Here is a 25039-nt window from a genome sequence, read left to right as displayed (position 1 = left end):
GCCGGGCCGTCACCCGGCATGGCCTACAATCGACCCATGACTGATTCATCGCGTAATGGCGAACTGGACCTGGCAATCATCGGCGGCGGTGCCGCTGGTGTACTGGTGGCGATCCAGGTGTTGCGCCAGGCCCGGGCGCCGCTGGCACTGGCCATCTTCGAACCCGCTTCGCAGCTGGGCCAGGGCATTGCCTACGCCACGCCGTGGCCGGAACACCTGCTGAACGTGCCCGCGGCGAAGATGAGTGCCTTCCCCGACCAGCCCGGCGATTTCCTCGATTACCTGCAGGCCGTCAACGCTTACCCGGGCGAGGCGCGCGAGCTGCTGGGTGAGCGTTACGTGAGCCGCCACCACTTCGCCGCCTACCTGCAGCAGCGCCTGCAGGACGCGGCGGCCGCCAGCCCGGCGCAGCTGCAGGAGATCGCGCAGCCGGTGCTGGGCCTGCAGCCGGATGACCACGGTTACCACCTGCAGCTGGGCGATGGCAGCACGCTGCACGCGGCGCAGGCGGTCATCGCCACCGGCAACAGCATGCGTCCGCTGCCCGTGGCCGGCGCCGATGCGTTGCCTGCCGACGACGTGGTCGAGGCCTGGGACTATGACGGCGTGCGCACGCTGGCCGGTGCCCATGCCCTGGCCATCGTCGGTTCCGGCCTGAGCATGGCCGACACCGTGCTGGCGCTGGTCGCCGCCGGCCATACCGGTCCGCTGCACGTGATCTCGCGGCACGGCCTGTTGCCGCTGCCGCATGCGCATGGCGTGCTGCCCGAATTCGATCCGGCCGTGCTGCTGCCGATGACCCTGCGCCAGCGCGTGCGTGCCCTGCGCGGCTTCGCGCGGCAGACGCAGGCCGATGGCCAGCCGTGGCAGGGCGTGATGGATCGCATCCGCCCGCATGGCCAGGCGCTGTGGTGCAGCCTGGACGAGGCCGACCAGCGACGCTTCCTGCGCCATGTGGTGCGCTACTGGGACGTGCACCGCCACCGCATCGCCGAAGACGTCGACGCGCAGCTGCAGGCCCTGCAGGCCAGTGGCCAGCTGCAGCTGCACTGTGCCCGCCTGCAGCGTATCTGGCGCGACGGCGACGCGCTTCACCTGTCCGGTCGCGATGCCGCCGGTAGCGGGCAGCAGTGGACGATTGCGGCGGTGGTCAACGCCACCGGCGTGGAGACCCGCGCCACTGCACTGCGCAACCCTTTGCTGCAGCAGTTGCTGGCCGATGGCCTGGCCCGCCCCGGGCCGCATGGCCTGGGCCTGGACAGCAGCGTGCCGGGCGACCGCCTGTGCAGCCGCAGCGGTGCAGCGCAGGCGCGGTTGGGCGTGCTTGGCAGCCTGCGCATCGGCAGCCTGTGGGAAAGCCTGGCCGTGCCTGAACTGCGTCAGCAGGCGCAGGCGCTGGCCACGCAGGTGGTCGCAGGAGCCGCGACGGCGATGCCGTAAAATGGGGGCATGGATGTCTCCCACCTGCTCGATGGCCTGAACCCGGCCCAGCGCGAAGCCGTCTCCGCTCCCCCCGGCCACCACCTGGTGCTGGCCGGTGCCGGTTCCGGCAAGACCCGCGTACTCACCCACCGCATCGCCTGGCTGCATGAAGTCGAAGGCGTGCCGACCCACGGCATTTTCGCGGTGACCTTCACCAACAAGGCCGCCGGCGAGATGCGTCACCGCATCGACGCGCAGCTGCCCAACGGCAGCCGCGGCATGTGGATCGGTACCTTCCACGGCCTGGCCAACCGCCTGCTGCGCCTGCACTGGCAGGACGCCAAGCTGCCCGAGGGCTTCCAGGTCATGGATTCGGACGACCAGCTGCGGCTGGTCAAGCGCGTGGTGCAGGCGCTGGAAATCGACGACAGCAAGCACCCGCCCAAGCAGATCGCCTGGTGGATCAACGAACAGAAGGATGAGGGCCGTCGCCCGCAGCACATCCAGCCCGAGCCGCATGACGCGTGGCTGGAAACCATGCGCCAGGCCTACATCGAATACCAGGCGCGCTGCGACCGCGCCGGCCTGGTCGACTTCGCCGAGCTGCTGCTGCGCGCGCACGAACTGCTGCGCGACAACCCGCCGCTGCTGGCGCACTACCGCGCCCGTTTCCGCGAAATCCTGGTGGACGAATTCCAGGACACCAATGCCATCCAGTACGCCTTCGTGCGCGTGCTGGCCGGACACGAAGGCCATGTGTTCGTGGTCGGCGATGACGACCAGGCCATCTACGGCTGGCGCGGTGCCAAGGTCGAGAACGTACAGGGCTTCCTGCGCGATTTCCCTGGTGCGCAGACCATCCGCCTGGAGCAGAACTACCGTTCCACCGCCAACATCCTCGGTGCGGCCAACGCGGTCATCGCGCACAACCCCGACCGCATCGGCAAGGAACTGTGGACTGACAGCGGCGACGGCGAGCCGATCGATCTGTACGCGGCGTACAACGAGATGGACGAGGCCCGCTACATCGTCGAGCGCGCGCGCCAGTGGGTGCGCGATGGCGGCAGCTACACCGAAGTGGCCGTGCTCTACCGCAGCAACGCGCAGTCGCGCGCGCTGGAAGAAGCGCTGCTGAGCGAACAGGTGCCGTACCGCGTGTATGGCGGCATGCGCTTCTTCGAGCGTGCGGAAATCAAGGACGCGCTGGCCTACCTGCGCCTGCTGTCCAACCGCAACGATGACGCCGCTTTCGAGCGCGCGGTGAACACGCCGACTCGCGGCATCGGCGAGCGCACCCTGGATGAGGTGCGCCGCGAGGCGCGCGCACAGGGCATTTCGCTGTGGGAGGCCACCATGCTGGTCACCCAGGGCACGGCGCTGGCCGCGCGTGCACGCAATGCGCTGGCCGGCTTCCTGGTGCTGGTGAACGAGCTGCAGGCGCAGACCCTGCACATGACCTTGGCCGAGCGCGTGGACCATGTGCTGTCGCGCTCGCAGCTGCGTGAGCACTGGAGCAAGGAAAGCCGCAATTCGCTGGATTCGGAATCGCGTACCGACAACCTCGACGAACTGGTTTCGGTTGCCTCGCGCTTCCTGCGCCGCGCCGACGACATCGAGGAAGTGGGCGAGGACATGGACGAGCTGGTCGCGTTCCTGGCCTATGCCGCGCTGGAGGCCGGTGAGGGCCAGGCGCAGGCGGGCGAGGAAGGCGTGCAGCTGATGACCCTGCACTCGGCCAAGGGCTTGGAGTTCCCGCTGGTGTTCCTGGCCGGCATGGAAGACGGCCTGTTCCCGAGCGCGCGTTCGCTGGAAGAAAGCGGCCGTCTGGAAGAAGAGCGCCGGCTGGCCTACGTGGGCATCACCCGCGCGCGGCAGAAGCTGGTGCTGTGCTACGCCGAATCCCGCCGCATCCACGGCCAGGACAACTACAGCCTGCCGTCGCGCTTCCTGCGCGAGATTCCGCGTGAGCTGCTGCACGAAGTTCGCCCGAAGGTGCAGGTCTCGCGGCCGGCATCGCTGGGCAGCAGCCGGGTGATGGGCCACGCCTCGATCGAGGCACCGCCGCTGAAGCTGGGCGCGCTGGTGACCCATCCCAAGTTCGGCGAAGGCATGGTGACCGACTACGAAGGCAGCGGCGCCCACGCCCGCGTGCAGGTCGAGTTCGCCGACGCCGGCAGCAAGTGGCTGGTGATGGCGTACGCCAACCTGACGGTGATCTGATCACCGTCGAGGGGTCGCCTGGACACCTGTAGAGCCGAGCCCATGCTCGGCTGCTTGTGCCGGGAAAGTCAGCCGAGCATGGGCTCGGCTCTACAAGGACGAACTTCCATGACCCGCAACGTGCTCTTCCTGTGCAGCCAGAACCGCCTGCGCAGCCCGACGGCGGAGCAGGTCTTCGCCGATTGGCCGGGGATTGAAACCGCCTCGGCCGGGCTGCTGGCCGACGCCGAGGAAGTGCTCAGCCCGGAGCTGCTGCGGTGGGCGGACCTGGTGTTCGTGATGGAGAAGGCGCACCGCAACCGCCTGTCCAGCCGCTACAAGGCATGGCTGAACGGCAAGCGGGTGATCTGCCTGGATATCCCCGATGACTACGACTACATGGACCCGGTGCTGGTGGAGCTGCTGAAGCGCAAGGTGACGCCGTTCCTGCGTTGAGCGTGGGTGGTGTAGCGCCGAGCCCATGCTCGGCTGCTTCTGGCGGGAAAAACAGCCGAGCATGGCTCGGCTCTACAATAGATCCCACATCTTCCAGGAACGCCCCCATGACCGAACCGACCCCGCATGTCACCGTGAAGTTGAATGCGAAGCTGCAGCCCGAGCATCGCCACGAGCTGTTCGAGGATCCGCTCGATGCGCTGCTGCAGGCGGCGAACCTGGGCGAACTGACCGGGGGTGGCACCGCAATCTCCGACCTTGGCGAAGTCGAGTACGGTGATATCGAAGTGGCGCTGGTCGATGCGGACGGTGTGCCGAAGCTGATCGACCTGCTGGAGCAGCTGGGCGCGCCGAAGGGTTCGCAGGTGCAGCGTGTGGGCGAGGATGATCGCGCCTTCGGCGTCACCGAGGGGTTGGGCATCTACCTGGATGGCCTGAACCTGCCGGACGAAGTCTACGAACAGTGCGACTCCAACCACGTGTTCGAGCAGCTGTCCGACAACATCGATGGACTGGGCGAGATCTGCAGCTGGTGGCAGGGGCCGACCGAGACCGCGCTGTACATGTACGGCGAATCGTTCGAGAAGATGCGTGATGCGATCGCGGAATTCGTGGCCAGCTACCCGCTGTGCCAGAACGCGCGCATCGTGCAGATCGCCTGAGACAGTCGTGTCTTCGGCATCGTGCCAACCTGGTTGGCGCGATGCCCCCACATCTTCCGGTAGGTGCCAACCTTGGTTGGCACGATGCCGCCGGTCACAAGGAACAGTCGAGCAAGCTCGACTCTACCGGCTTGCGGCCTGCTGCGCGTTCTCGCGCAGGGCCAGGTGCTTACCCACCTGGTAGCCGCTGTAGAACAGAACGAACGCGGCGGCCACGGTCAGCAGAATGTTCCGTGGGGCGATCCATGACGTCGGCTTGCGGTCCTGCATGTGCGTGCTCCCCACGGGCGGCGGCATGCCGCGCCGCCAGCATGCGCCACCTGGGTAGCCGGGCAAGCGTGACCCTAGGCGTCGGCCGGGCGGCGCACCTGCTCCCAATCCAGCCCGAATTTCGCCAGGTACTTGCGCAGGCGGTCGGCATCGTTGGTGCTGGCGCGCTGCGTGCGCGACACCGCGAACAGCTCGCGGCCGGCCGCCGACAGCGACTTCGAGCGCGCGCAGACCTGCACGACCTCTTCCAGCTGCACGCGGTCGAAGCGGTCCAGTTCATCCACGGCCGGGCCCAGCAGCGCCTCCAGCGGCGACGGCGCCTGGCCGCCGCGCCATTGCCGGCGCAGGCGCGCAATCTCATCGTCCACGCCCTCGGTCTGGATGCGCCCGGCGTTGGCCAGCGTCGCCAGCCGCATGATCGATGCACCCAGGTCGCGGAAATTGCCGCGCCAGGTCGCCTCGGCACTGGTGGCGAAGGCCAGGTAGCGGGTGCGTGCTTCGACGTTGAAGCGCACCTGCGCGTGCTGCTGCTGCGACCAGCGCTGCAGCTCGAACTCGATGTTGGGTTCGATGTCCTCACTGCGCTGGGCCAGGCCGGGCAGGTGGTAGGTCCACAGGTTCAAGCGTGCCAGCAGGTCCTCGCGGAAGCGGCCTTCCAGCACCGACTGCTGCAGATCGCGGTTGGTACCGGCAATCAGCTGGAATTCGCTTTCCACTTCGCGGTCGCTGCCCACCGGCAGGAACCGCTTCTCTTCCAGTGCCCGCAGCAGCATGGCCTGTTCGTCCAGACCCAGCTCGCCGATCTCATCCAGGAACAGCAGGCCCTGGTGGGCCGAACGCAGCAGGCCGGCGCGGTCCGACGAGGCGCCGGTGTAGGCGCCCTTGGTGTGGCCGAACAGCGTGCTCATCGCGCCGTCGCCACGCAGGGTGGCGCAGTTCACTTCGACGAAACGACCGGGCAGCTGGTGCTTGAGCTTCTTCAGCTCGAACACGCGCTTGGCCAGCTGGCTCTTGCCAGCACCGGTGGGCCCCATCAGCAGCATCGGCGCGCGTGAGCGGGTGGCCACTGTCTCGATCTGTTCGATCATCGCGTTGAACGCCGCATTGCGGGTGGCAATGCCGCTCTTCAGCAGGTCGCGGTCCTGCAGCTGCTGCTGGGCGAAGCGCTGGGCAATGTGGTCGTAGCGCGACAGGTCCAGGTCGATGATGGCGTAGCTTCCCGCTGCGCCGTCCTGCTTGCGCGGCGGCGAGGTCTGCAGCAGGCGGCCGGGGAAGTGCCGGCTCTCGGTGAGCAGGAACCAGCAGATCTGCGCCACATGCGTGCCGGTGGTGATGTGGACGTAGTAGTCCTCCTCCTCCGGCTGGAACGGATAGCTGGCCAGGAAGTCGTGCAGGGTCGAGTAGACCCCCTCGAACGCCCAGGGATCGGCCAGGTAGGTGTCGTGCCGGCGCACGTCCATCTCCGGTGCCACCTGCTGCAGGTCCGCGCAGACCACGCGGGCCAGCTTGGCGTAGCGGCGTTCGTCCAGCAGCAGCTCGATGCGGTCGGGCAGGAAATCCTCGTGCATGCCCAGCGACACCGTGGGCCGCCACTTCTCCCACCGGCCCGGGCCCTCGCCCGAATCGAGCTGGGTGCCGAGCATGCCAAAGACCACCTGTCGTCGTGACATATCCATTCCTATAAAACACGCGCTGCAACTATATACATTCCACGGTGCCGGTGGGCGCGGTCTTGCCGTCAGGAGAAATAAAAATCAGCCAAAACAATTACTTGATCGAAGCGGCCAAAAGTTGGCACGGCCATTGCTCTATCCATCCCATGACACGAAGCGGGCGGTTCCCGCCGAGGACACCACGATGGCCAACCTGACGCTCTTCTCCACCCCGCGTGCCCCGGCGCTGCCGCCGGCCACCACCGTCAATGAAGCCGGTGGCCTGGCCTACCACCGCGCCCCGCGCGCTGCCCTGGCCCTGTACGCGGCCACCGGCTGCCTCAACAACACCTTCTACAGCGCTGCCGACGCACAGCTGCAGCAGGTGCTGGCGCTGACCGCGCAGGTCGAGCCGCGCTTCATCGCCCGCACGGCGGTCTACGCCCGCCAGGTGGCGCACATGAAGGACATGCCGGTGCTGCTGGCGGCGGTGCTCAGCGTGCGTGACCCGGAGGCCTTCGCCCAGGTGTTCCCGCGGGTGGTCGACAACGGCCGCCAGCTGCGCACCTTCGTGCAGATCATGCGCAGCGGCCAGGTCGGCCGCCGTTCGCTGGGCTCGCTGCCGAAGCGGCTGGTGCGCGAGTGGATCCAGCAGGCATCGGCGGAAACCCTGGTGCGTGCGGCCATCGGCCAGCAGCCGTCGCTGGCCGACCTGATCCGCATGGTGCACCCGAAGCCGGCCAACGCCGAGCGCAAGGCGCTGTATGCGTGGATCGTCGGTCGCCCGTACGACGAGGCGCAGCTGCCGGCGCTGGTGCAGGCCTACGAGGCGTTCAAGCGTGACCCGCGTGGACTGCCGCCGGACCTGCCGTTCCAGTACTTCAGCACGCTGCCGCTGGATGCGGCGCAGTGGTCGGCGCTGGCGCGCAGTGCGTCGTGGCAGTCGATGCGGATGAACCTCAACACGTTCGCCCGCAACGGCGTGTTTGAAGACCCGGCGATGGTGTCGGCGATCGCAGCGCGGCTGCGTGACCCGGCCCAGGTGCGCCGCGCCCGGGTGCTGCCGTACCAGCTGCTGATGGCCTGGCACGCCAGCGCCAGCCTGCCGCAGCAGATTCCCGAAGCGTTGCAGGACGCGATGGAAACGGCCACGGCGCAGGTGCCGGTGCTGCCGGGCCGGGTGGTGGTGGCGGTGGACGTGTCCGGTTCCATGCAGTGGCCGGTGACCGGCTACCGCAAGGGTGCCAGTTCGGCGGTGCGCTGCGTGGACGTGGCGGCGCTGATCGCGGCCTGCGTGCTGCGCGGCCAGCCGCTGGCCACGGTGCTGCCGTTCGACACCGAGGTGCGCCCGGTGCGGTTGAACCCGCGCGACAGCGTGATGACGTTGGCGGCGCAGCTGGCGATCAATGGCGGTGGTACCTCGGTCAGTGCGCCGCTGGAACACCTCAACCATCGTCGCGAGCAGGTCGATCTGGTGGTGCTGGTGTCGGACAACGAGAGCTGGCGTGACACCCGCAAGGGCGGTGCGACGGCCACGATGCAGGCCTGGGATGTGCTGAAGCAGCGTTGCCCGCAGGCGCGGCTGGTGTGCATCGACCTGCAGCCGGTGGCCAGCAGCCAGACCGTGCAGCGCGAGGACGTGCTGCACATCGGCGGCTTCAGCGATGCGGTGTTCGACCTGCTGGCGCAGTTTGCGCAGGCGCCTGGCGATGGAAGCGGCTGGGTCGAGCGCATCGAGGACATGCCGTTGTAATCACGATGCTGGACGGCGGCAAGGATGTCGCCAGGAACCGCCCGGCTGGCAATGGGGCCAGCCGGGCAGGACCAGGAATTCATGTTTTTCGCGGTGAATGCTGGTGGAACTACATTGGTTGTCCCTTCGGGGTCGGGTTCAATTCCCGCCTTTCCTGCCGGTTGTGGGGAAAGAGACGTTCCACTCCTTTTGTCACCGCACCTGTTTCAACGCCGGCACTGCGAATGCCGGAGGAACTACAGCCTTCTAAGCTCCGGGTCGCGGGTTCGAGCCCCGCCCGCTGTGGCAACACAGCGGTAGCTCAGTGGTAGAGCAGGATGTTCCTCCACCCCTCGTCGTGCTGCCGGCACCTTCGCTTTCGTTGCGCGGGGAATGCAGGCCGAACTACATCGGAAACCCTTCGGGGTCGGGTTCAAGTCCCGGCCGGCTGCCACGGCAACGCGGCAGGCGGAGCGTTCGGCCACCTTTGTCACCGCACCTTCTTTGTTTTTGTATTGGATGAAAGGAAACATCACCATGACCACTGTGAACCATGACGTGATCCAGCAGCCGGGTGCTGCACCCATCAAGCTGTGGACGCGCGGCGTGCCGCTGGAAGACCAGGCACGCGAGCAGCTGCAGAACATTGCCAGACTGCCGTTCATCCACAAGTGGATCGCGGTGATGCCCGACGTGCACCTGGGCAAGGGTGCGACCGTAGGGTCGGTGGTGCCGACCGTCGGCGCGATCATTCCCGCTGCGGTGGGCGTGGACATCGGCTGCGGCATGATGGCCGTGCGCACCACGCTCGATGCCAGCGACCTGCCGGACAACCTGTCGGCGGTGCGCAGCGCGATCGAGCGGGCGGTGCCGCACGGCCGCAGCGTGAACCGTGGCGGCCGCGACAAGGGCAGCTGGGACACGCCGCCGGAGCTGGCCATCGAAGGCTGGAAGCAGCTGGTCGATGACTTCGCGCTGATCTGCGAGCGCCACCCGCGCCTGAAGAACACCAACAACCTCAAGCACCTGGGAACCCTGGGCACCGGCAACCACTTCGTCGAAGTGTGCCTGGACCAGGACCAGCGCGTGTGGTTCATGCTGCACTCCGGTTCGCGTGGCGTGGGCAATGCCATCGGCACCTACTTCATCGAACTGGCCAAGCAGGAAATGCGCCGCTGGATGATCAACCTGCCCGACCAGGACCTGGCCTACCTGCCCGAGGGCAGCCAGCACTATGGTGACTACGTGTTCGCGGTGGAGTGGGCACAGCGTTTTGCCCGCATGAACCGCGAGGTGATGATGCGCAACGTGGTGGCCGCCGTGCGTACGGTCATCAGCAAGCCGTTCGAGGCCCAGGCCGAGGCGGTGAACTGCCACCACAACTACGTCAACCGCGAGGTGCACTTCGGCCAGGAAGTGATGCTGACCCGCAAGGGCGCGGTGAGTGCGCGCAAGGGCGAGCTGGGCATCATCCCCGGCAGCATGGGCGCCAAGAGCTTCATCGTGCGCGGGCTGGGCAACGAGGACAGCTTCCACAGCTGCAGCCACGGCGCCGGCCGCGTGATGAGCCGTACCCAGGCGCGCAGGCTGATTACCGTGGACGAGCACGCCAAGGCCACCGCGCACGTGGAATGCCGCAAGGATGCGGAGGTGGTGGATGAATCGCCGGCGGCCTACAAGCCGATCGAGGCGGTGATGGAGGCCCAGCGCGATCTGGTCGAGATCGTGCACACGCTGCGCCAGGTGGTGTGCGTGAAGGGATGAAGCGGGCCGCGCGCGGCGTACACTGCGCCGCGCGCGGCAGGATGGAGGAACCCATACATGGACATGATTGAACTTGATGGCGGGCATGGCGGCGGGCAGCTGCTGCGCTCAGCCCTGACCTTGAGCCTGTGCACCGGCATTGGCTTCACCCTGCAGAACATCCGTGCCATCCGCCGCAAGCCCGGGCTGATGCGCCAGCACCTGACCGCAGTGAACGCCGCGGCGCAGGTCGGCAACGCCTGCACGCACGGCGCTGCACTGGGCGCCACCGCGCTGCGCTTCGAGCCGGGCGTGGTGTGCGCAGGCGATTATCACTTCGCCACCGGCAGTGCCGGTTCGGCCACGCTGGTGCTGCAGACCGTGCTGCCGGCGTTGTGGCGTGCGCAGCAGCCGTCGCGCCTGCGGCTGGAAGGGGGTACCCACAACCCGCTGGCGCCCAGCGCCGATTTCATCGCTGACAGCTACCTGCCGTCACTGGGTCGCATGGGCGTGCAGGCCGAAATGCAGTTGCTGCAGCATGGCTTCCACCCGGCCGGCGGCGGCGTGATTGAAGTGCAGGTGCAGCCGTGCGCCGCGTTGCAGGCACCGCTGCTGGAGCAGCGGCCGGCCCTGGAGTCGATGCAGGCGCAGGTGCTGATATCCGGCTTGTCCAGCAGCATCGGCCTGCGCGAGCTGCAGGTGCTGGCCGACACCCTGGGCGTCGATCCGCACCCGCGTCACGTGCAGTCGATCCGCCCGGCCTTGGGCCCGGGCAATGTCGCCCTGGTGCGCGTGCAGCATGGCAGCCACGTGGAAGTGTTCGATGGCCACGGCGAGCGCGGGGTGAGTGCCGAACAGGTGGGCGCTCGCCTGTCCGCACGCGTGCAGCAGTACCTGCAGGGCAACGCCTACGTGGGTGAATACCTGTCCGACCAGCTGCTGCTGCCGATGGCCCTGGCCGGCGGCGGCGCCTTCACCACCCACGTCATCAGCGATCACCTGGCCAGCAACGCCCGGCTGATCGAGAAGTTCCTGCCGGTGGAATTCGACTGGCAGCCACAGGATGGCGCCTGGCGGGTGACCGTGGAGGCGTAGCTGCCCAGCGCCCCGCCGTGCGATGCCCGGCGGGCGTCAATCCCACGCCGCATTGATCCTGCTCAAGGCGCGGCGTGCACATCGGCTGTGTAATGGTGGTGTTCCCATTCGGTAGATCGCCACGGAGCCCCACCATGTACACGCGCATCCTGATCGCCACCGACGGTTCCGAGCTGGCCGACAAGGGCCTGGCCAAGGGTCTGGAGCTGGCCAAGGACCTCAATGCCGAGGTCGATATCGTGACGGTGTCCGAGCCGTGGGCCGTCGGCATGTACGACGCCATGGGCTGGAGCGTGGGCTACATGAACAGCCCCGAGTACAAGGCCGACCGCGAGGAAGGGGCACAGAAGGTGCTGCAGCCGGCGCTGGCCAAGGCTGCCGAACAGGGCGTCAAGGCCAACCCGGTGCATGTGCTGGACCGCTACGCGGCCGACGGCATCATCGAAACCGCCGCTGATCGCAACAGCGATCTGATCGTGATGACCTCGCACGGCCGCCGTGGGGTGACCCGCGTGCTGCTGGGCAGCCAGACCACCGAAGTGCTGGCGCGCAGCTCGCTGCCGGTGCTGGTCATCCGCTGAATTCACGCGTTCCCGGGGAGGGGACCGACGCCGGTGCGCAGGATGCGTACCGGCGTCATCTTTTGTGGCGTTCGGGCGTGATGGGGTCAGAGCCCTTTCCTGCGGAAAGGGATCCGACCCCGCACTGCATCACCAGCTGTACAGCTTCCAATACACCGGCGACACGCCATCCTTGTCGTTGTCCATGCGGCCGTCGCCGTTCCGGTCATACATGTAGAACGGTGCGCCCCGCGACGGGGTGACCTTGACCATGCGCAGCTGGCCGGACACGCGGTACTCCTCGATGGTATCGCCGTTGTCCATGGTCCGGCTGGACACTTCGGCCCCCTTCACGTCCACCGGGGGAGCGCCGGCACCGCCCATGCTGGCGCAGCCAGCAAGCAGGAGCACGGACGCCAGCATCAGGGTCTTCATCGGCAGGGCCTTTGCCTGGAACGGGTCTTGATTATGCCCCATCACCGTGTCGCCGCCGTGCAGGCGTGGGCGCGTAGAATCGCCGCATGAGCAGATTAGTCCTGATCGACGGGTCCAGTTACCTGTACCGCGCGTTCCACGCGCTGCCGCCCCTGTCCAATGCACAGGGTGAACCCACCGGCGCGCTGTTCGGCGTGGTCAACATGCTGCGGTCCACACTGAAGGAGCGCCCGGCCTACGTCGCCTTCGTGGTGGATGCGCCAGGCAAGACCTTCCGCGATGACCTGTACGACCAGTACAAGGCCAATCGCCCGCCCATGCCCGACGACCTGCGCAGCCAGGTGGAACCGATGTGCCGCATCGTCGAAGCGCTGGGCATCAGCATCCTGCGCATTCCCGGCGTTGAGGCCGACGATGTGATCGGCACGCTGGCCCTGCAGGGCGTGGCGCAGGACCTGAAGGTGACCATTTCCACCGGCGACAAGGATTTCGCCCAGCTGGTGCGCCCGGGCATCGAACTGGTGAACACCATGACCGGCAGCCGCATGGATTCCGATGCGGCCGTCATGGACAAGTTCGGCGTGCGTGCCGACCAGATCACCGACCTGCTGGCGCTGATGGGCGACACCGTGGACAACGTGCCGGGTGTGGAGAAGTGCGGCCCGAAGACCGCGGCCAAGTGGCTGGCCGAATACCAGACGCTGGACGGGGTGATGGCCGCTGCCCCGACCATGAAGGGCAAGATCGGCGAAAACCTGCGCGCGGCGCTGGACCGCCTGCCGCTGAACCGCGACCTGGTGACCATCCGCACCGACGTGGAGCTGGAGGCGAGCCCGTCTACGCTGGCGCTGCGCGAGCAGGACGTGCCGGTGCTGACCGAGCTCTACGCGCGCTACGGCTTCACCCAGGCGCTGAAGGAGCTGGGCGGCCCGCTGCCGGCACCGGCCGCCGCCAGTGAAGCCACCCCGAGCCTGCGCGGCACCGCCGCCGGTTTCGCCCGCGGCAGCGCCGAAGCGCCAGCGGCGGGTGAACTGGACCCGGCGCTGGCCGCACCGGGCGAGTACGAAACCGTGCTGACCGACGAACAGTTGCAGGCCTGGGTGCAGCGCCTGCAGCAGGCCGAGCTGATCAGCTTCGACACCGAAACCGATGCGCTGGACGCGATGCGTGCGCGCCTGGTCGGCATCAGCCTGGCGGTGGAGCCGGGCAAGGCCGCCTACATTCCGGTCGGCCACGACTACCCCGGGGCGCCGGCACAGCTGCCGCTGCAGCAGGTGCTGGACGCGCTGCGCCCGGCGCTGCAGGACCCGGCGAAGAAGAAACTGGGCCAGCACGGCAAGTACGACCTGCATGTGCTGCGCCGCCATGGCGTGGACGTGCAGGGCTACCACGACGACACCATGCTCGAGAGCTTCGTGCTCAATTCCACCGCGACCCGCCACGACATGGATTCGCTGGCCCTGCGTTACCTGGGCTACACCACCATCAAGTTCGAGGACGTGGCCGGCAAGGGCGCCAAGCAGATCCCGTTCTCGCAGGTGGGCATCGACGAAGCCAGCCGCTATGCGGCCGAAGACGCCGACATCACCCTGCGCCTGCACCACGCACTGCAGCCGCAGCTGCTGGCCGAACCGGCGCTGGACAGCGTGTACCGCGACATCGAGATGCCGCTGGTGCCGGTGCTCACCCGTATCGAAGCCAACGGCGTGCGCATCGACACCGATGAACTGCGGCGGCAGAGCCAGGACCTGTCCTCGCGCATGCTGGCCGCGCAGCAGAAGGCCACCGAACTGGCCGGGCGCAGCTTCAACCTGGATTCGCCCAAGCAGCTGCAGGCGGTGCTGTTCGATGAACTGAAGCTGCCGGCGGTGGTGAAGACCCCCAAGGGCCAGCCCAGCACGAATGAAGAAGCGCTGGAGGCGATCGCCGACCAGCATGAGCTGCCGCGGGTGATCCTCGATTATCGCGGGCTGGCCAAGCTGCGCAGCACCTACACCGACAAGCTGCCGGAGATGGTCAACCCGGACACCGGCCGGGTGCACACCAGTTACCACCAGTCCGGCGCGGCCACCGGCCGCCTGTCCTCGTCCGACCCGAACCTGCAGAACATCCCGATCCGTACCGAGGATGGCCGCCGCATCCGCCGCGCCTTCGTGGCGCCGGAGGGCTTCCAGCTGCTGGCGGCCGACTATTCGCAGATCGAGCTGCGGATCATGGCCCACCTGTCCGAAGACCCGGGCCTGGTGCGCGCCTTCGAACAGGGTGCCGACGTCCACCGTGCCACCGCGGCGGAAGTGTTCGGGCGCACGCTGGAGGAGGTGACCCCCAACGAGCGCCGCGCCGCCAAGGCCATCAACTTCGGCCTGATGTACGGCATGAGCGCCTTCGGCCTGGCCCGCAACCTGGGCATCGACCGTGGCCAGGCGCAGGATTATGTCGCGCTGTACTTCAGCCGTTATCCCGGCGTGCGCGACTTCATGGAGCGGATGCGCCAGCAGGCGCGCGACCAGGGCTACGTGGAAACCCTGTTCGGCCGCCGCCTGTATCTGAACGACATCCACGCGCGCAACCAGGGCCTGCGTGCCGGTGCCGAACGCGCGGCGATCAACGCACCGATGCAGGGCACCGCCGCAGACATCATCAAGCGGGCGATGGTCTCGGTGGACCAGTGGCTGCACGACAGCGGCGCCCCGGCGCGGATGATCCTGCAGGTGCACGACGAACTGGTATTCGAAAGCGAGGCCGGTTTCACCGAGGAACTGCGTAGCAATGTGGTCGAACACATGTCGCAAGCGGCACGGTTGCGTGTGCCGCTGGTCGTCGACACCGGTGTTGGCGTGAACTGGGACGAGGCGCACTGATTCACATTCAGGCTAAAAGCGGCATGAATCGTTCATTTGTGCGGTTTTTCTGACTCGAACATGAATGTTTCCAGCAGGGGCCTACAATAAATTGGGCCCCTTCACGAACCGTTAGTGTTCGGGGTGTTTCTATAACTCTCGACAGGCGCAACGCCTGTTGTGGATCTCTCCCATCCCCTGGAGCAGATCTCGGAACGGGGGCTCCTCCCCAAGCGCCCGTTCCCCGGCCCCGTTGACCTCCCCCTGGTCAGCGGGGCTTTTTATTTGTGCCTCGCTGCGCCACGCTGGGGCATCGCTCCGCAGGGGAAACCGCAATGCCCGATCTGTTCGCACTGGCGATGCCGTGGTGGGAGTTCGTCCTGCGCGCGGTGGTGGTGTATGTCGTCGTGCTGGGCATGGTCCGGCTGGGCGGCAAGCGCGCGCTGGGGCAGATCACCCCGTTCGATGTGCTGCTGATCGTGCTGCTGGGCAACGCGGTGCAGAACGCGCTGCTGGGCACCGACACCTCGCTCGGCGGTGGCCTGCTGCTGGCCGCCACGCTGATCCTGCTGAACTACGGCGTGGGCTGGCTGACCACGCGCAACCGGCGCATGGAACGGCTGATCGAAGGCGAGCCGGTGGTGATTGCCCGCGACGGACGCCTGCTGGCCGCGGTGCTGCGCCGCGAGCTGGTCAGCACGGCCGACTTCGATGCCGCGTTGCGCCAGCAGGGCTGCCTGCGCGTGGAGGATGTCGAACTGGCGCTGCTGGAAACCACCGGCCACATCACCATCATTCCGCGGCAGAAGGCGGCCGGGTGATACCGCGCGTGCCCTGGTAGAGTCGAGCTTGCTCGACTGCTGTTGGCGCAATGCGAAAGGCAGTCGAGCAGGCTCGACGCTACACCCAGTCGCGCGGCACCAGGTAATCGGCCAGGCGCGCCTCGGCGCTGCCGGCTTCGGGGCTGAACCCATATTCCCAACGCACCCGCGGCGGCAGGCTCATCAGGATGCTCTCGCTGCGGCCACCACTCTGCAGGCCGAACAGCGTGCCGCGGTCATAGACCAGGTTGAACTCCACGTAGCGGCCGCGACGGTACAGCTGGAACTCGCGCTCGCGTTCGCCGTAGGCGGTGTCCTTGCGCCGCTGCACGATCGGCAGGTACGCCTCGAGGAAGCCATCGCCCACCGCGCGCAGGTAGTCGAAGTCGCGCTCGAAATCGCCGTGCAGGTCATCGAAGAACAGCCCACCCACGCCGCGCGTTTCGTTGCGGTGGCGCAGGAAGAAGTACTCGTCGCACCAGCGCTTGTGCGCGGCGTAGCGCTCCTGGCCGAACGGCGCGCACAGGTCACGGGCCACCTGGTGCCAGTGCTGCACGTCCTCATCGCAGGGATAGAACGGGGTCAGGTCGAAGCCGCCACCGAACCAGCTGGCCACCACTTCACCATCGCGCTGGGCCTGGAAGAAGCGCACGTTGGCGTGGGTGGTGGGCACGTACGGGTTGAGCGGGTGGAACACCAGCGACACGCCGGTGGCGCGCCAGGACGCGCCGGCCAGTTCCGGCCGGTTGGCCGATGCAGACGGCGGCAGGCGGCTGCCGCATACATCGGAAAAGCCGATGCCGGCCTGTTCGAACACCGCACCAGCGCGCAGCACGCGGGTGCGCCCGCCACCGCCCTCGGCCCGCTGCCACAGGTCTTCCTGGAAGCGGGCCTGGCCGTCGGCGGCTTCGATGGCCGCGCAGATGCGGTCCTGCAGGTCGGTGAGGTAGGCGCGCACGCGCTCGAAATCGTTCATGGCGCGTACTTTACCGCAGCGCCCGTGCTGTTCCGCAGCACGCGTGCTGCCGACCTGCCGCTCACCCAAAGCGCGCGCGGATATCCGGCTGCAGCAGGCGCCAGGCCAGCCCGAGCTGCATCACGGCCATCACCACCGAAGTGCCGTACAGCGTCGCGGCGAGGATCAGGCGACGTGCCTGCAACGATTCCAGTGGCGCCACCGAGCTCTGAAACAGCGGCGTCAGCTGCGCTACCACGCCGTCCAGCCACCAGGACAGTGCGAAATTGCCGAGGGCGGTGACCAGCAGCAGCGCCACGAAGCTCCACAGGCCCCAGCGCCGCAGCCGGAACACGCCCCAGCTGGACATCGCCGACACCGCACAGCCCAGCGCGATCCACAACGAGGCCAGCACCGGGTGGTACAGCAGCCACAGCACGCCGCCATCCATGCCTGCGTGCCTGGCATCCCCGGCGAGCATCTGCCAGTGATCGGTGGCTGCCAGCGGCCATGCGCCCAGAGCCGCCAGCAGCATGCAGGCCGTACAGCCCACCGCCAGCCAGAAGCAGGACAGCGCCAGCGGCTGCACCCAGTGGCCGGCATGCCTGGATGCGGAAGAGGCCGGCGCAGGCGGCAGGGGAGGAGTGACAGCTGACATCCGGTGTCCTTGCGATGGGCGCCCGCGCGATCAGCGGGCCGTCGCCACGGCGGCGACCGCCGGCAGGATATGGTGTTCGCTCAGGGGTGCCAAGCGCAGGCCGTGCGGCGGCTGCAGTGGCACCCAGGCCAGCTCGGCGATCTCCGCGCGTGCGGTGGGCGTACCCGCCACCTGCACCCACCAGGCCTGGGCCTGCACACGGTGGCCGGGCTCGTTCACCGCCCAGTCCTCGAACCGGCCCAGGGCGACCGCGCTGGCGGCATCGAGCTGCACGCCCAGTTCCTCGCCCAGCTCGCGGGCCAGCGCCTGCAGCGGTGCCTCGCCCGATTCGGGCTTGCCGCCAGGCTGGATGAAGCGGTCGGCGCCGTGCTTGCGCACCACCAGCGCCCGGCCGCGGTCATCCAGGATGACCGCGGCCACGATCTGGATCGTGGCCGCGACGTCGCTCACTTCAGGTTCTGCTCGAACAGCTTGAGGATGCGCTTGTACTGGTCCAGCCAGGAATCGGCACGGATGTAGCCGTGGCGTTCCAGCGGGTACGGGGCGATCGACCAGTTGTCCTTGTGCAGCTCGATCAGGCGCTGGGTCAGGTGCACCGAGTCCTGGAAGAACACGTTGTCATCCATCATGCCGTGGGCGATCAGCAGGTTGTCCTGCAGGTTCTGCGCGTACTCGATGGGCGAGGACGTGCGGTACGCCTCCGGGTCGAGGTCCGGGGTGTTGAGGATGTTGCTGGTGTAGGCGTGGTTGTAGTTCTGCCAATCCAGCACCGGGCGCAGCGCGGCGCCGGCCTTGAACGTGCCCGGCGAACGGAACAGCGCCATGAAGGTCATGAAGCCGCCGTAGGAACCGCCGTAGATGCCGGCGTGGTCGCGGTCACCCTGCTGGGTGTCGACCAGCCAGTCCAGGCCGTCCTTGTAGTCTTCCAGTTCCGGGTGGCCCATGTTGCGGTAGATCGCCGTACGCCAGTCGCGGCCGTAGCCCTCGCTGCCGCGGTAATCCATGTCCAGCACGATGTAGCCCTTCTGCACCAGCAGGTTGTGGAACATCTGCTCGCGGAAGTAGGCCGGGTAGCGCTGGTGCACGTTCTGCAGGTAGCCGGCACCGTGCACGAACATCACGATCGGGTACTTCCTGCCCGGTTCCTTGTGCTCGGGCTCGTAGTACTTGGCCCAGACCACGCCGGCACCGTGCTTGGACGGCACCGCCACCAGCTTCGGCTGGATCCACTCACGCGCCTTGTACTCGGCGGTGCGGGTGTCGGTCAGCACGCGTGCCTGGCCACCGGTGCTCGGCACCACGGCCAGCTGGGTCGGCAGGTAGGCGGCCGAGTAGCGCACCAGCAGCTGCTGGCCATCGGGCGACAGCGAGAAGTCTTCCACGCCGTTGAGGCTGGTCAGCTCGCGCACCTGGCGGTTGCCGGTGTCGACCGCGCAGACTTCATAGTCGTGCGGCGCCTGCTGGTTGCACAGGAAGTAGAAGCCCTTGCCGTCGGCCGACAGCACCGGCGCGGAGGTTTCCCACTTGCCGCTGGTCAGTGCCTGCGGCTTGGCCGAACCGGCCTGGGTATACAGGTGAGAGTAGCCCGATTCCTCGGACAGCAGCCACAGGGTGCGGCCGTCGGCCATCCAGCCGAAATCATTGAAGCCCCAGTTGATCCAGGCGTTGTCGGTCAGGCGTTGTCGGTTCTGCACGCGGCCGTCGCTGCCGATGCTGATGATCCAGCGGTCCTTGTTGTCGTTGGCGCGCAGCATCACCGCGGCCTGCTGGCCGTCGGCGCTCCAGCGCATGCCGCCGCCCATGAAGTCGCTCATCACCTGCACGCTGCGGTCGCCCTTCAGCGGGTCCTTGCCGGCCTTGCGGCGCAGCTCGGCCAGCGGGTCGGTGCCGATGCCCGGCAGGCCCGACAGCGAGAGCTTTTCGGCCTTGCCGGTGCGCACGTCCACGTACCACAGGGTGTGCGGCTCGAAGCCGTTGCGGCCGACGCGGGTGCGGGTGTCTTCGGTCTCCTCGTAACCCGATTCGGTCACGTACAGCGGCATCTTGCTGGTGCGGCCGTCGTCGAAGTCCTTCGGCTTGGTCACCACGATCAGGTGGCCCAGGTCCGGCGACAGCAGGCTGTCGGCAATCTCCACGTCGGTGCCCAGGTAGATCGGGGCGGCCGCGCGGGTCGGGTCGGCCTGGCGCCAGCGCTGGTCCTGGTCCTTCAGCGCTTCACGCTGGTCACGGTCGCGGCGCAGGGTTTCCAGGGTACGCAGCTGCTGGTCGCGCAGCAGGTCGTCCTTGGGCTTGCTGGCCGGGTCCTTCTCGGCCTTCAGGCTGGCCACCTGCTGCACGCCGCTGGTGGCGGTCCAGTGGAACCAGTTCTGCCCCACGCGCCAGATCACGCCGTTGTCGGCGGCGAAGTTCACCCCGGCCGCGCGCTCGTTGCTGCGGGTCAGCTGGGTCAGCGCGCCGCTGCGCAGGTCGCGCACGAACACATCGCCGTTGCGGACGAAGGCGGTGCGGGTGCGGCTGCGGTCGTACACCGGCTCGGCCACGTCCAGGGTGCCGCGCTGGTCATCGGCCACCTGCGCGGCGGCGCCACCGGCCAGCGGCTGGCGGAAGGTGTCGCGCACCGGGCTGCCGCTGCGCTTGAGCTGGTATTCCACCTGCTGGCTGTTCCACGACCACCAGGCCTTCTCGACCGGCGGACCGATCCAGTCCGGGTCGGCCATGGCCTGTTCGATGGTGATCGGCGTCGGCGCAGCATGCGCGGCCGATGCGGCCAGCATGGCCGACAGCAGGAGGGACAGGGGCAGCACTCGGGACATGGGCAGACGGCACCAGATGAGGAAACCGGGCAAGGGTAGCAGCCGCCCGTGCCGGGGGAGGGGGCCACAGGTCATGCAGACCGCTTGGGCAAAGGCGCCGCAGGGCCTCGCGTGGCGCATGATGGGTGACTGATCCGGACGGAACCGACCATGTACAGCTACGACTACCGCATTTCCCTGGGGGTGCAGCACCCTGAGGTCTCCAGCGCCGACATCTCCGCCCGGCTGGGGCTGGAACGGGGGTGTTTCCGCGATATAGGCACCGACCTGCTTGACGGTGATGGGCACTTGATCCGGGTACATGGCTTCACCCGGGTGAGCTTTGAACTGGCTGCTGGCAAGGACGGCTGGCTGATGGACGCCTGGCCGCTGGTGGTCGAGATGCTGCAGGCACGGGTGGAGGTGATCCATGCATTGAACCAGGAAGGTGCCGACGTCCGCCTGCGCATCGCCGTCTTCGGCAAGCAGGCCTGGGCCGGGTATGAACTGGACGACACGCTGGTGCGGCTGATGGCTGATCTCCGCCTGGGCTTCCAGGTGGAAACCTATTTCCCCGATCCTCCGGCCGACCCCGGGACCGACGACGACGCCTGAAATCTGCACTGCAACCGCTGGCCGGCTTCGCGCATCCAATCTCCTGAACCCGCATCATTCACCGGACAGGAGCACGACCATGCAGGAACTCATCCCCATCACCTTCTTCATCTGCATCGCCTACGCGATCCATGCCATCGCCGATGCCCGTGCGCGCAGCAAGCTGGTCGCCCCGCATGTGCCGGAGGAAGTGATCCGCTCGCTGGCGGTACTGGAGGAAGAGCGCCGCCGCCAGGGCGCGCTGCGCTGGGGCATCAGCCTGGTCAGTCTGGCCGTGGCGCTGGGCCTGCTGGAAGCGATGGGTGCGCGTGATCTGACCTTCGGTGCCGCTGCCGCCATGGCCGGCAGTGCCGGTCTGGGCCAGCTGCTGGCGTGGTTCCTCACCCGCCCCGCCGTGCGCAAGGGCTGAGCGGCGGCATGCCTGCGGCACAGGGAGCGCGCCACGCATGAGCCTGCTGGGGGGAGCACTGGCCGCACTGCGCGGGCGTCAACGCGACGCCCCCGCCGAGCCCGCAGCGGACGACGACCGTGCCCTGGTCCGGGCCATCATCGATGGCTCGCAACCGGCCTTCGCACAGCTGGTGCAGAGCCATCAACGCACCTGCGCGCACGTGATCGGGCGCATGGTCGGCGACCGCGACCAGGTCGCCGACCTGCTGCAGGAGACCTTCCTGGCGGTGTTCCGCCAGCTGCACCGGTTCCGCTTCGAATCCTCGCTGCGCACCTGGGTTTCGCGGGTGGCCTATACGACGGCGCTGCAGCACCTGCGCCGCCGCCGGCTGGAAATGCAGTGGATGGTGGCGGTGGAGGTGCCCGAGGAACTGGGCATCGGCGACGAAGGGCCGGGCCCGGCCGAGCTGAGCGAGGCGCTGCAGGCCGGCCGCCAGCTGGGTGAGGCGCTGGATCGTCTCACCCCGCCGCAGCGCCTGATCGTGGGCCTGCACTACCTGGAGGATTTCGATCTGGCCGAGATTGAACAGGTGACCGGGTTGGCGCGCGGTACCATCAAGAGCCATCTGTACCGCGCACGGCAGATCCTGAAGCAGGAGCTGACCCGACGCGCCACCGCCGGAGAGCTGCTGTGAGCCATGCCAACGATCCTCGCGATGCCGATGCGCGCGCGCTGTCGCAGGCACTGCGCGAGCAGGAGCAGCAGGCGCCGGTGCCTGATGTGAGCGAAGCCCTGCAGCAGCGGCTGCGGGTGGAAACCCGCGACAGCGGCGTGGGCTACGTGGTGGTGCAGGTGCTGTTGCTGGGCGCGCTGCTGGCCGCCGGCGTCTGGTATTTCTGGCGGTAAAGTCCCCGCCGGGCATGGCCCGGCGCTACCAGCACGGGTAGCGGCCGACCCTGGTCGGCGATTTGCGGAGTGCCAACCAAGGTTGGCACCTACCAGAGCAGGGCGCCGGTGGCGTCTGCTCCCCTGCGACCAAGTGAAGCAGCGCGACACCACGTCGCATCCCGGCTCAACCATATCCTCCTAAAGTGGTCCGGTATCCCACCCGTACCCGGCAGGAGGCGTCCCTTGGACGCGTTGTTGTTGTCACGGATCCAGTTCGGATTCGTCATCAGTTTCCACGTGCTGTTCCCCGCCTTCACCATCGGCACGGCCAGCTGGCTGGCCTTCATCGAATGGCGCTGGCTGCGCACGAAACTGCCCGTGTGGCGCGACCTGTATTTCTTCTGGCAGAAGATCTTCGCCGTGTCTTTCGGCATGGGCGTGGTCAGCGGCATCGTCATGGCCTTCCAGTTCGGCACCAACTGGCCACGGCTGAGCGAAGTGGCCGGCACCGTCATCGGCCCGCTGCTGACCTATGAAGTGCTCACCGCGTTCTTCCTGGAAGCCAGCTTCCTCGGCGTGATGATGTTCGGCTGGGGGCGGGTGTCACCGCGCCTGCATTTCCTGTCCACCTGCATGGTGGCGCTGGGCACGCTGTTCTCCACGTTCTGGATCTTGTCGTCCAACAGCTGGCTGCATACGCCGGCCGGCTATGAAATGATCAACGGCATCGTCCACCCGGTGGACTGGTGGCAGGTGGTGTTCAACCCGTCCTTCCCCTACCGCCTGGCGCACATGGCGCTGGGTTCGTTCATCACCACCTGTTTCGTGATCGGTGGCGTCGGCGCGTGGTACCTGCGCAAGGGCACCCACGTCGAAGCAGGCCGGCGCATGCTGGTCGCGGCGGTGGTGTTTGCCGCGCTGACCGTGCCTGTGCAGATCTTCGTCGGCGACATGCATGGTTTGAACACGCTGAAGCACCAGCCGATGAAGATCGCGGCGGTGGAAGCGCACTGGCATGAAAGCAGGGCGGGCGAGGGCGTGCCGCTGGTGGTGTTCGCCCTGCCCAACGAGAAGGAACAGCGCAACGATTTCGAAGTGGCCATCCCGAAGCTGGGCAGCGTGATCCTGACCCATTCGCTGGACGGCAGCTTCGATCCGCTCACCTCGGTGCCGGCCAGCGAACGGCCACCGGTGACGCCGGTGTTCTTCGCCTTCCGCATCATGGTCGGGCTGGGCACGCTGATGCTGCTGCTGGCCTGGGTCTCGGCGGTGCAGCTGTGGCGGAAGAAGCTGCTCGATTCGCCGTGGCTGCTGCGCGGCTGGAACTGGATGCTGCCCAGCGGCTTCATCGCCCTGGTGTCCGGCTGGTTCGTCACCGAGATGGGGCGCCAGCCGTGGGTGGTCTACGGCGTGCTGCGCACCGCCGATGCGGTGGGCCCGCAGAGTGCGTGGATGACCGCGCTGTCGCTGGCGGTGTACGTGGTCGGCTACGCCTTCGTGTTCGGCTGGGGCATCTGGTACCTGGTGAAGATCCTGCGCCACGGCCCGCAGCCGTATGAAGAGGCGCCCGCGCTGGACCATGGCAGCCACACCCCGGCGCGGCCGCTGTCGGCCGCCGACGAACCGCTGGAGGAGCGCTGACATGGACCTGATGACCTGGCTGCCGGTGGCGTGGTTCGCGGTGATCGGTTTCGGCGTGCTGATGTACGTGGTGCTGGACGGCTTCGTGCTCGGCATCGGCATCCTCGCCCCGTTCGCCGAGGACGAGGAACAGCTGGACCTGATGATGAACACCGCCGCGCCCATCTGGGATGGCAACGAGACCTGGCTGGTGCTGGGCGGTGCCGGCCTGCTGGCCGCGTTCCCCAAGGCGTATGCGGTGCTGCTGTCGGCGCTGTACCTGCCGGTGCTGCTGCTGGTGGTGGCGCTGGTGTTCCGTGGCGTGGCCTTCGAATTCCGCTTCAAGGCGCACCGCTCGCGGCGGCTGTGGAGCGTGGCCTTCGGTCTGGGCTCGCTGCTGGCCACGTTCGCGCAGGGTGTGATCCTCGGCACGCTGGTGCAGGGCATCCCGCTGGTCGATGGCCGCTTCAGCGGCGGTGCGTTCAGCTGGTTCAGCCCGTTCGCGATGCTGACCGGTGCGGCGCTGGTGGCCGGTTATGCGCTGCTGGGCAGCACCTGGCTGATCCTGAAGACCGAGGGCCGCGTGCAGGCGTTGGCGCGGCAGATGACCCGGCCGCTGGTGGCGGCGGTGATCGCGGCGATGGGGCTGGTCAGCAGCTGGCTGCCGTTCCTCGATTCACGGCTGATGGCGCGCTGGTTCAGTGATGGCAACTTCTGGTGGCTGTCGCCGGTGCCGCTGCTGACCCTGGCGGTCGCCGCCGCACTGTGGCGCAGCGCCACCCATCCGCGCCGCGACCTGCCGCCGTTCCTGCTCAGCCTGGCCCTGTTCGTGCTCGGCTTCGCCGGGCTGGTGCTGGGCATGTGGCCGTATCTGCTGCCGCCGTCGATGACGCTGTGGCAGGCCGCGGCACCGGCCTCGTCGCTGGGCTTCACCCTGGTGGGCCTGGTGGTGTTGTTGCCGGTCATCCTCGGCTACACCGCCTGGTCGTACCGGGTGTTCCGCGGCAAGGTGCGCGCCGACGCCGGCTACCACTGAAGCAGGTGAACGGGGAGCGGCCGGTGACCGCTCCCCGTTTCGGTTTGTGAAACATGTATTCCCTGCGCGGGACGTGCTAGCGTTCGCACCTTTCCGGCCGCCAGGGGGGCTGCCGGCGACGTCCTGGACGGACGCACGGCTGCAGGAATGGGGGGCCGCCGCGCGTCGCCATGCTGTTGGCCCGCGCCTGTCTTCCG

General features: G+C 67.7%; 23 protein-coding genes and 1 tRNA gene. 17 read left to right on the top strand and 7 right to left on the bottom strand.

Translation table 11 applies throughout. From position 1 onward, the window contains the following. The first annotated feature begins 18 nt into the window (after positions 1-18). From VER16_RS07540 to VER16_RS07525, 4 genes are all read left to right on the top strand, one after another. The gene (locus VER16_RS07540; protein WP_324806815.1) at positions 19-1440 is read left to right on the top strand and encodes an FAD/NAD(P)-binding protein; all 1422 of its coding nucleotides are present in this window, start codon (positions 19-21) and stop codon (positions 1438-1440) included. Between the two features lie 9 nt (positions 1441-1449). After that, complete coding sequence (gene uvrD / locus VER16_RS07535) at positions 1450-3642, top strand: DNA helicase II (RefSeq protein WP_108770473.1); 2193 nt, start codon at positions 1450-1452, stop codon at positions 3640-3642. Between the two features lie 108 nt (positions 3643-3750). After that, entirely contained in the window at positions 3751-4077 is a 327-nt protein-coding gene (locus VER16_RS07530) for a low molecular weight protein tyrosine phosphatase family protein (protein WP_324806813.1), read from the top strand. A 107-nt stretch (positions 4078-4184) separates the two neighbouring features. After that, positions 4185-4739, top strand: a complete 555-nt coding sequence (locus VER16_RS07525; RefSeq protein ID WP_324806812.1) for a hypothetical protein — start codon at positions 4185-4187, stop codon at positions 4737-4739. A gap of 123 nt (positions 4740-4862) precedes the next feature. Here VER16_RS07525 and VER16_RS07520 read toward each other — a convergent pair whose 3' ends face one another. After that, on the bottom strand, positions 4863-5009 hold the full coding sequence (locus tag VER16_RS07520) for a hypothetical protein (protein ID WP_324806810.1): 147 nt from the start codon (positions 5007-5009) through the stop codon (positions 4863-4865). Between the two features lie 74 nt (positions 5010-5083). After that, positions 5084-6679, bottom strand: coding sequence for an RNA repair transcriptional activator RtcR (gene rtcR, locus VER16_RS07515; protein WP_324806808.1), 1596 nt, complete (start codon positions 6677-6679; stop codon positions 5084-5086). A 187-nt stretch (positions 6680-6866) separates the two neighbouring features. On the opposite strand from rtcR, the gene VER16_RS07510 reads away from it, so the two are divergent. The 5 genes from VER16_RS07510 (at position 6867) to VER16_RS07490 (ending at position 11812) form a co-directional block, all read left to right on the top strand. Next, positions 6867-8414, top strand: a complete 1548-nt coding sequence (locus VER16_RS07510; protein WP_324806806.1) for an RNA-binding protein — start codon at positions 6867-6869, stop codon at positions 8412-8414. Positions 8415-8705: 291 nt separating this feature from the next. Continuing rightward, positions 8706-8846 (top strand) — tRNA-OTHER (locus VER16_RS07505). An 84-nt stretch (positions 8847-8930) separates the two neighbouring features. After that, positions 8931-10157 (top strand): RtcB family protein, encoded by a 1227-nt coding sequence (locus VER16_RS07500; protein ID WP_324806805.1) that lies wholly within the window; start codon positions 8931-8933, stop codon positions 10155-10157. Positions 10158-10214: 57 nt separating this feature from the next. Continuing rightward, on the top strand, positions 10215-11231 hold the full coding sequence (gene rtcA, locus VER16_RS07495; RefSeq protein WP_324806803.1) for an RNA 3'-terminal phosphate cyclase: 1017 nt from the start codon (positions 10215-10217) through the stop codon (positions 11229-11231). A 134-nt stretch (positions 11232-11365) separates the two neighbouring features. Further along, entirely contained in the window at positions 11366-11812 is a 447-nt protein-coding gene (locus VER16_RS07490) for a universal stress protein (RefSeq protein WP_324806801.1), read from the top strand. Between the two features lie 129 nt (positions 11813-11941). Here the strand turns inward: VER16_RS07490 and VER16_RS07485 are convergent, their stop codons facing one another. Next, positions 11942-12226: a DUF2782 domain-containing protein gene (locus VER16_RS07485; RefSeq protein WP_108751337.1), complete on the bottom strand. Its 285-nt coding sequence runs from the start codon at positions 12224-12226 to the stop codon at positions 11942-11944. Positions 12227-12312: 86 nt separating this feature from the next. Between VER16_RS07485 and polA the strand changes: the two genes are divergently transcribed. Beyond that, positions 12313-15087, top strand: a complete 2775-nt coding sequence (polA, locus tag VER16_RS07480; RefSeq protein WP_324806798.1) for a DNA polymerase I — start codon at positions 12313-12315, stop codon at positions 15085-15087. Positions 15088-15401: 314 nt separating this feature from the next. Further along, positions 15402-15887, top strand: coding sequence for a DUF421 domain-containing protein (locus tag VER16_RS07475; protein WP_324806796.1), 486 nt, complete (start codon positions 15402-15404; stop codon positions 15885-15887). Positions 15888-15966: 79 nt separating this feature from the next. On the opposite strand, the gene hemF is transcribed toward VER16_RS07475, so the two are convergent. The 4 genes from hemF to VER16_RS07455 all read right to left on the bottom strand — a co-directional run bounded on the left by hemF (position 15967) and on the right by VER16_RS07455 (position 20313). Further along, complete coding sequence (hemF, locus tag VER16_RS07470) at positions 15967-16863, bottom strand: oxygen-dependent coproporphyrinogen oxidase (protein WP_324806794.1); 897 nt, start codon at positions 16861-16863, stop codon at positions 15967-15969. A 61-nt stretch (positions 16864-16924) separates the two neighbouring features. Next, a complete protein-coding gene (locus tag VER16_RS07465) occupies positions 16925-17500 on the bottom strand; it encodes a hypothetical protein (protein WP_324806792.1) in 576 nt (191 codons plus the stop codon). Between the two features lie 30 nt (positions 17501-17530). Further along, positions 17531-17950, bottom strand: a complete 420-nt coding sequence (locus VER16_RS07460; protein ID WP_324806791.1) for an NUDIX domain-containing protein — start codon at positions 17948-17950, stop codon at positions 17531-17533. Then, positions 17947-20313, bottom strand: coding sequence for a S9 family peptidase (locus VER16_RS07455; protein WP_324806789.1), 2367 nt, complete (start codon positions 20311-20313; stop codon positions 17947-17949). The genes VER16_RS07460 and VER16_RS07455 overlap by 4 nt, the downstream gene beginning before the upstream one ends. A gap of 150 nt (positions 20314-20463) precedes the next feature. Between VER16_RS07455 and VER16_RS07450 the strand changes: the two genes are divergently transcribed. The 6 genes from VER16_RS07450 (at position 20464) to cydB (ending at position 24842) form a co-directional block, all read left to right on the top strand. Continuing rightward, entirely contained in the window at positions 20464-20907 is a 444-nt protein-coding gene (locus VER16_RS07450) for a hypothetical protein (RefSeq protein ID WP_324806787.1), read from the top strand. Positions 20908-20986: 79 nt separating this feature from the next. Next, positions 20987-21316 carry a hypothetical protein gene (locus tag VER16_RS07445; RefSeq protein ID WP_116863536.1) on the top strand — a complete coding sequence of 110 codons (330 nt, stop codon included), beginning with the start codon at positions 20987-20989 and terminating at the stop codon, positions 21314-21316. 37 nt (positions 21317-21353) lie between these two features. Continuing rightward, entirely contained in the window at positions 21354-21992 is a 639-nt protein-coding gene (locus VER16_RS07440) for a sigma-70 family RNA polymerase sigma factor (RefSeq protein ID WP_324806783.1), read from the top strand. After that, positions 21989-22204: a hypothetical protein gene (locus VER16_RS07435; RefSeq protein WP_324806781.1), complete on the top strand. Its 216-nt coding sequence runs from the start codon at positions 21989-21991 to the stop codon at positions 22202-22204. The genes VER16_RS07440 and VER16_RS07435 overlap by 4 nt, the downstream gene beginning before the upstream one ends. A gap of 225 nt (positions 22205-22429) precedes the next feature. Next, positions 22430-23827, top strand: coding sequence for a cytochrome ubiquinol oxidase subunit I (locus VER16_RS07430; protein ID WP_324806779.1), 1398 nt, complete (start codon positions 22430-22432; stop codon positions 23825-23827). A gap of 1 nt (position 23828) precedes the next feature. Further along, the gene (gene cydB, locus VER16_RS07425; protein ID WP_324806777.1) at positions 23829-24842 is read left to right on the top strand and encodes a cytochrome d ubiquinol oxidase subunit II; all 1014 of its coding nucleotides are present in this window, start codon (positions 23829-23831) and stop codon (positions 24840-24842) included. The last annotated feature ends 197 nt before the right edge of the window (positions 24843-25039 follow it).

The organism is Stenotrophomonas sp., from assembly GCF_035634915.1.
In the GTDB taxonomy this organism is placed as follows: domain Bacteria; phylum Pseudomonadota; class Gammaproteobacteria; order Xanthomonadales; family Xanthomonadaceae; genus Stenotrophomonas.
Note: the sequence above shows the minus strand (reverse complement) of the source record. Positions and strands in the feature narration are given on the sequence as shown.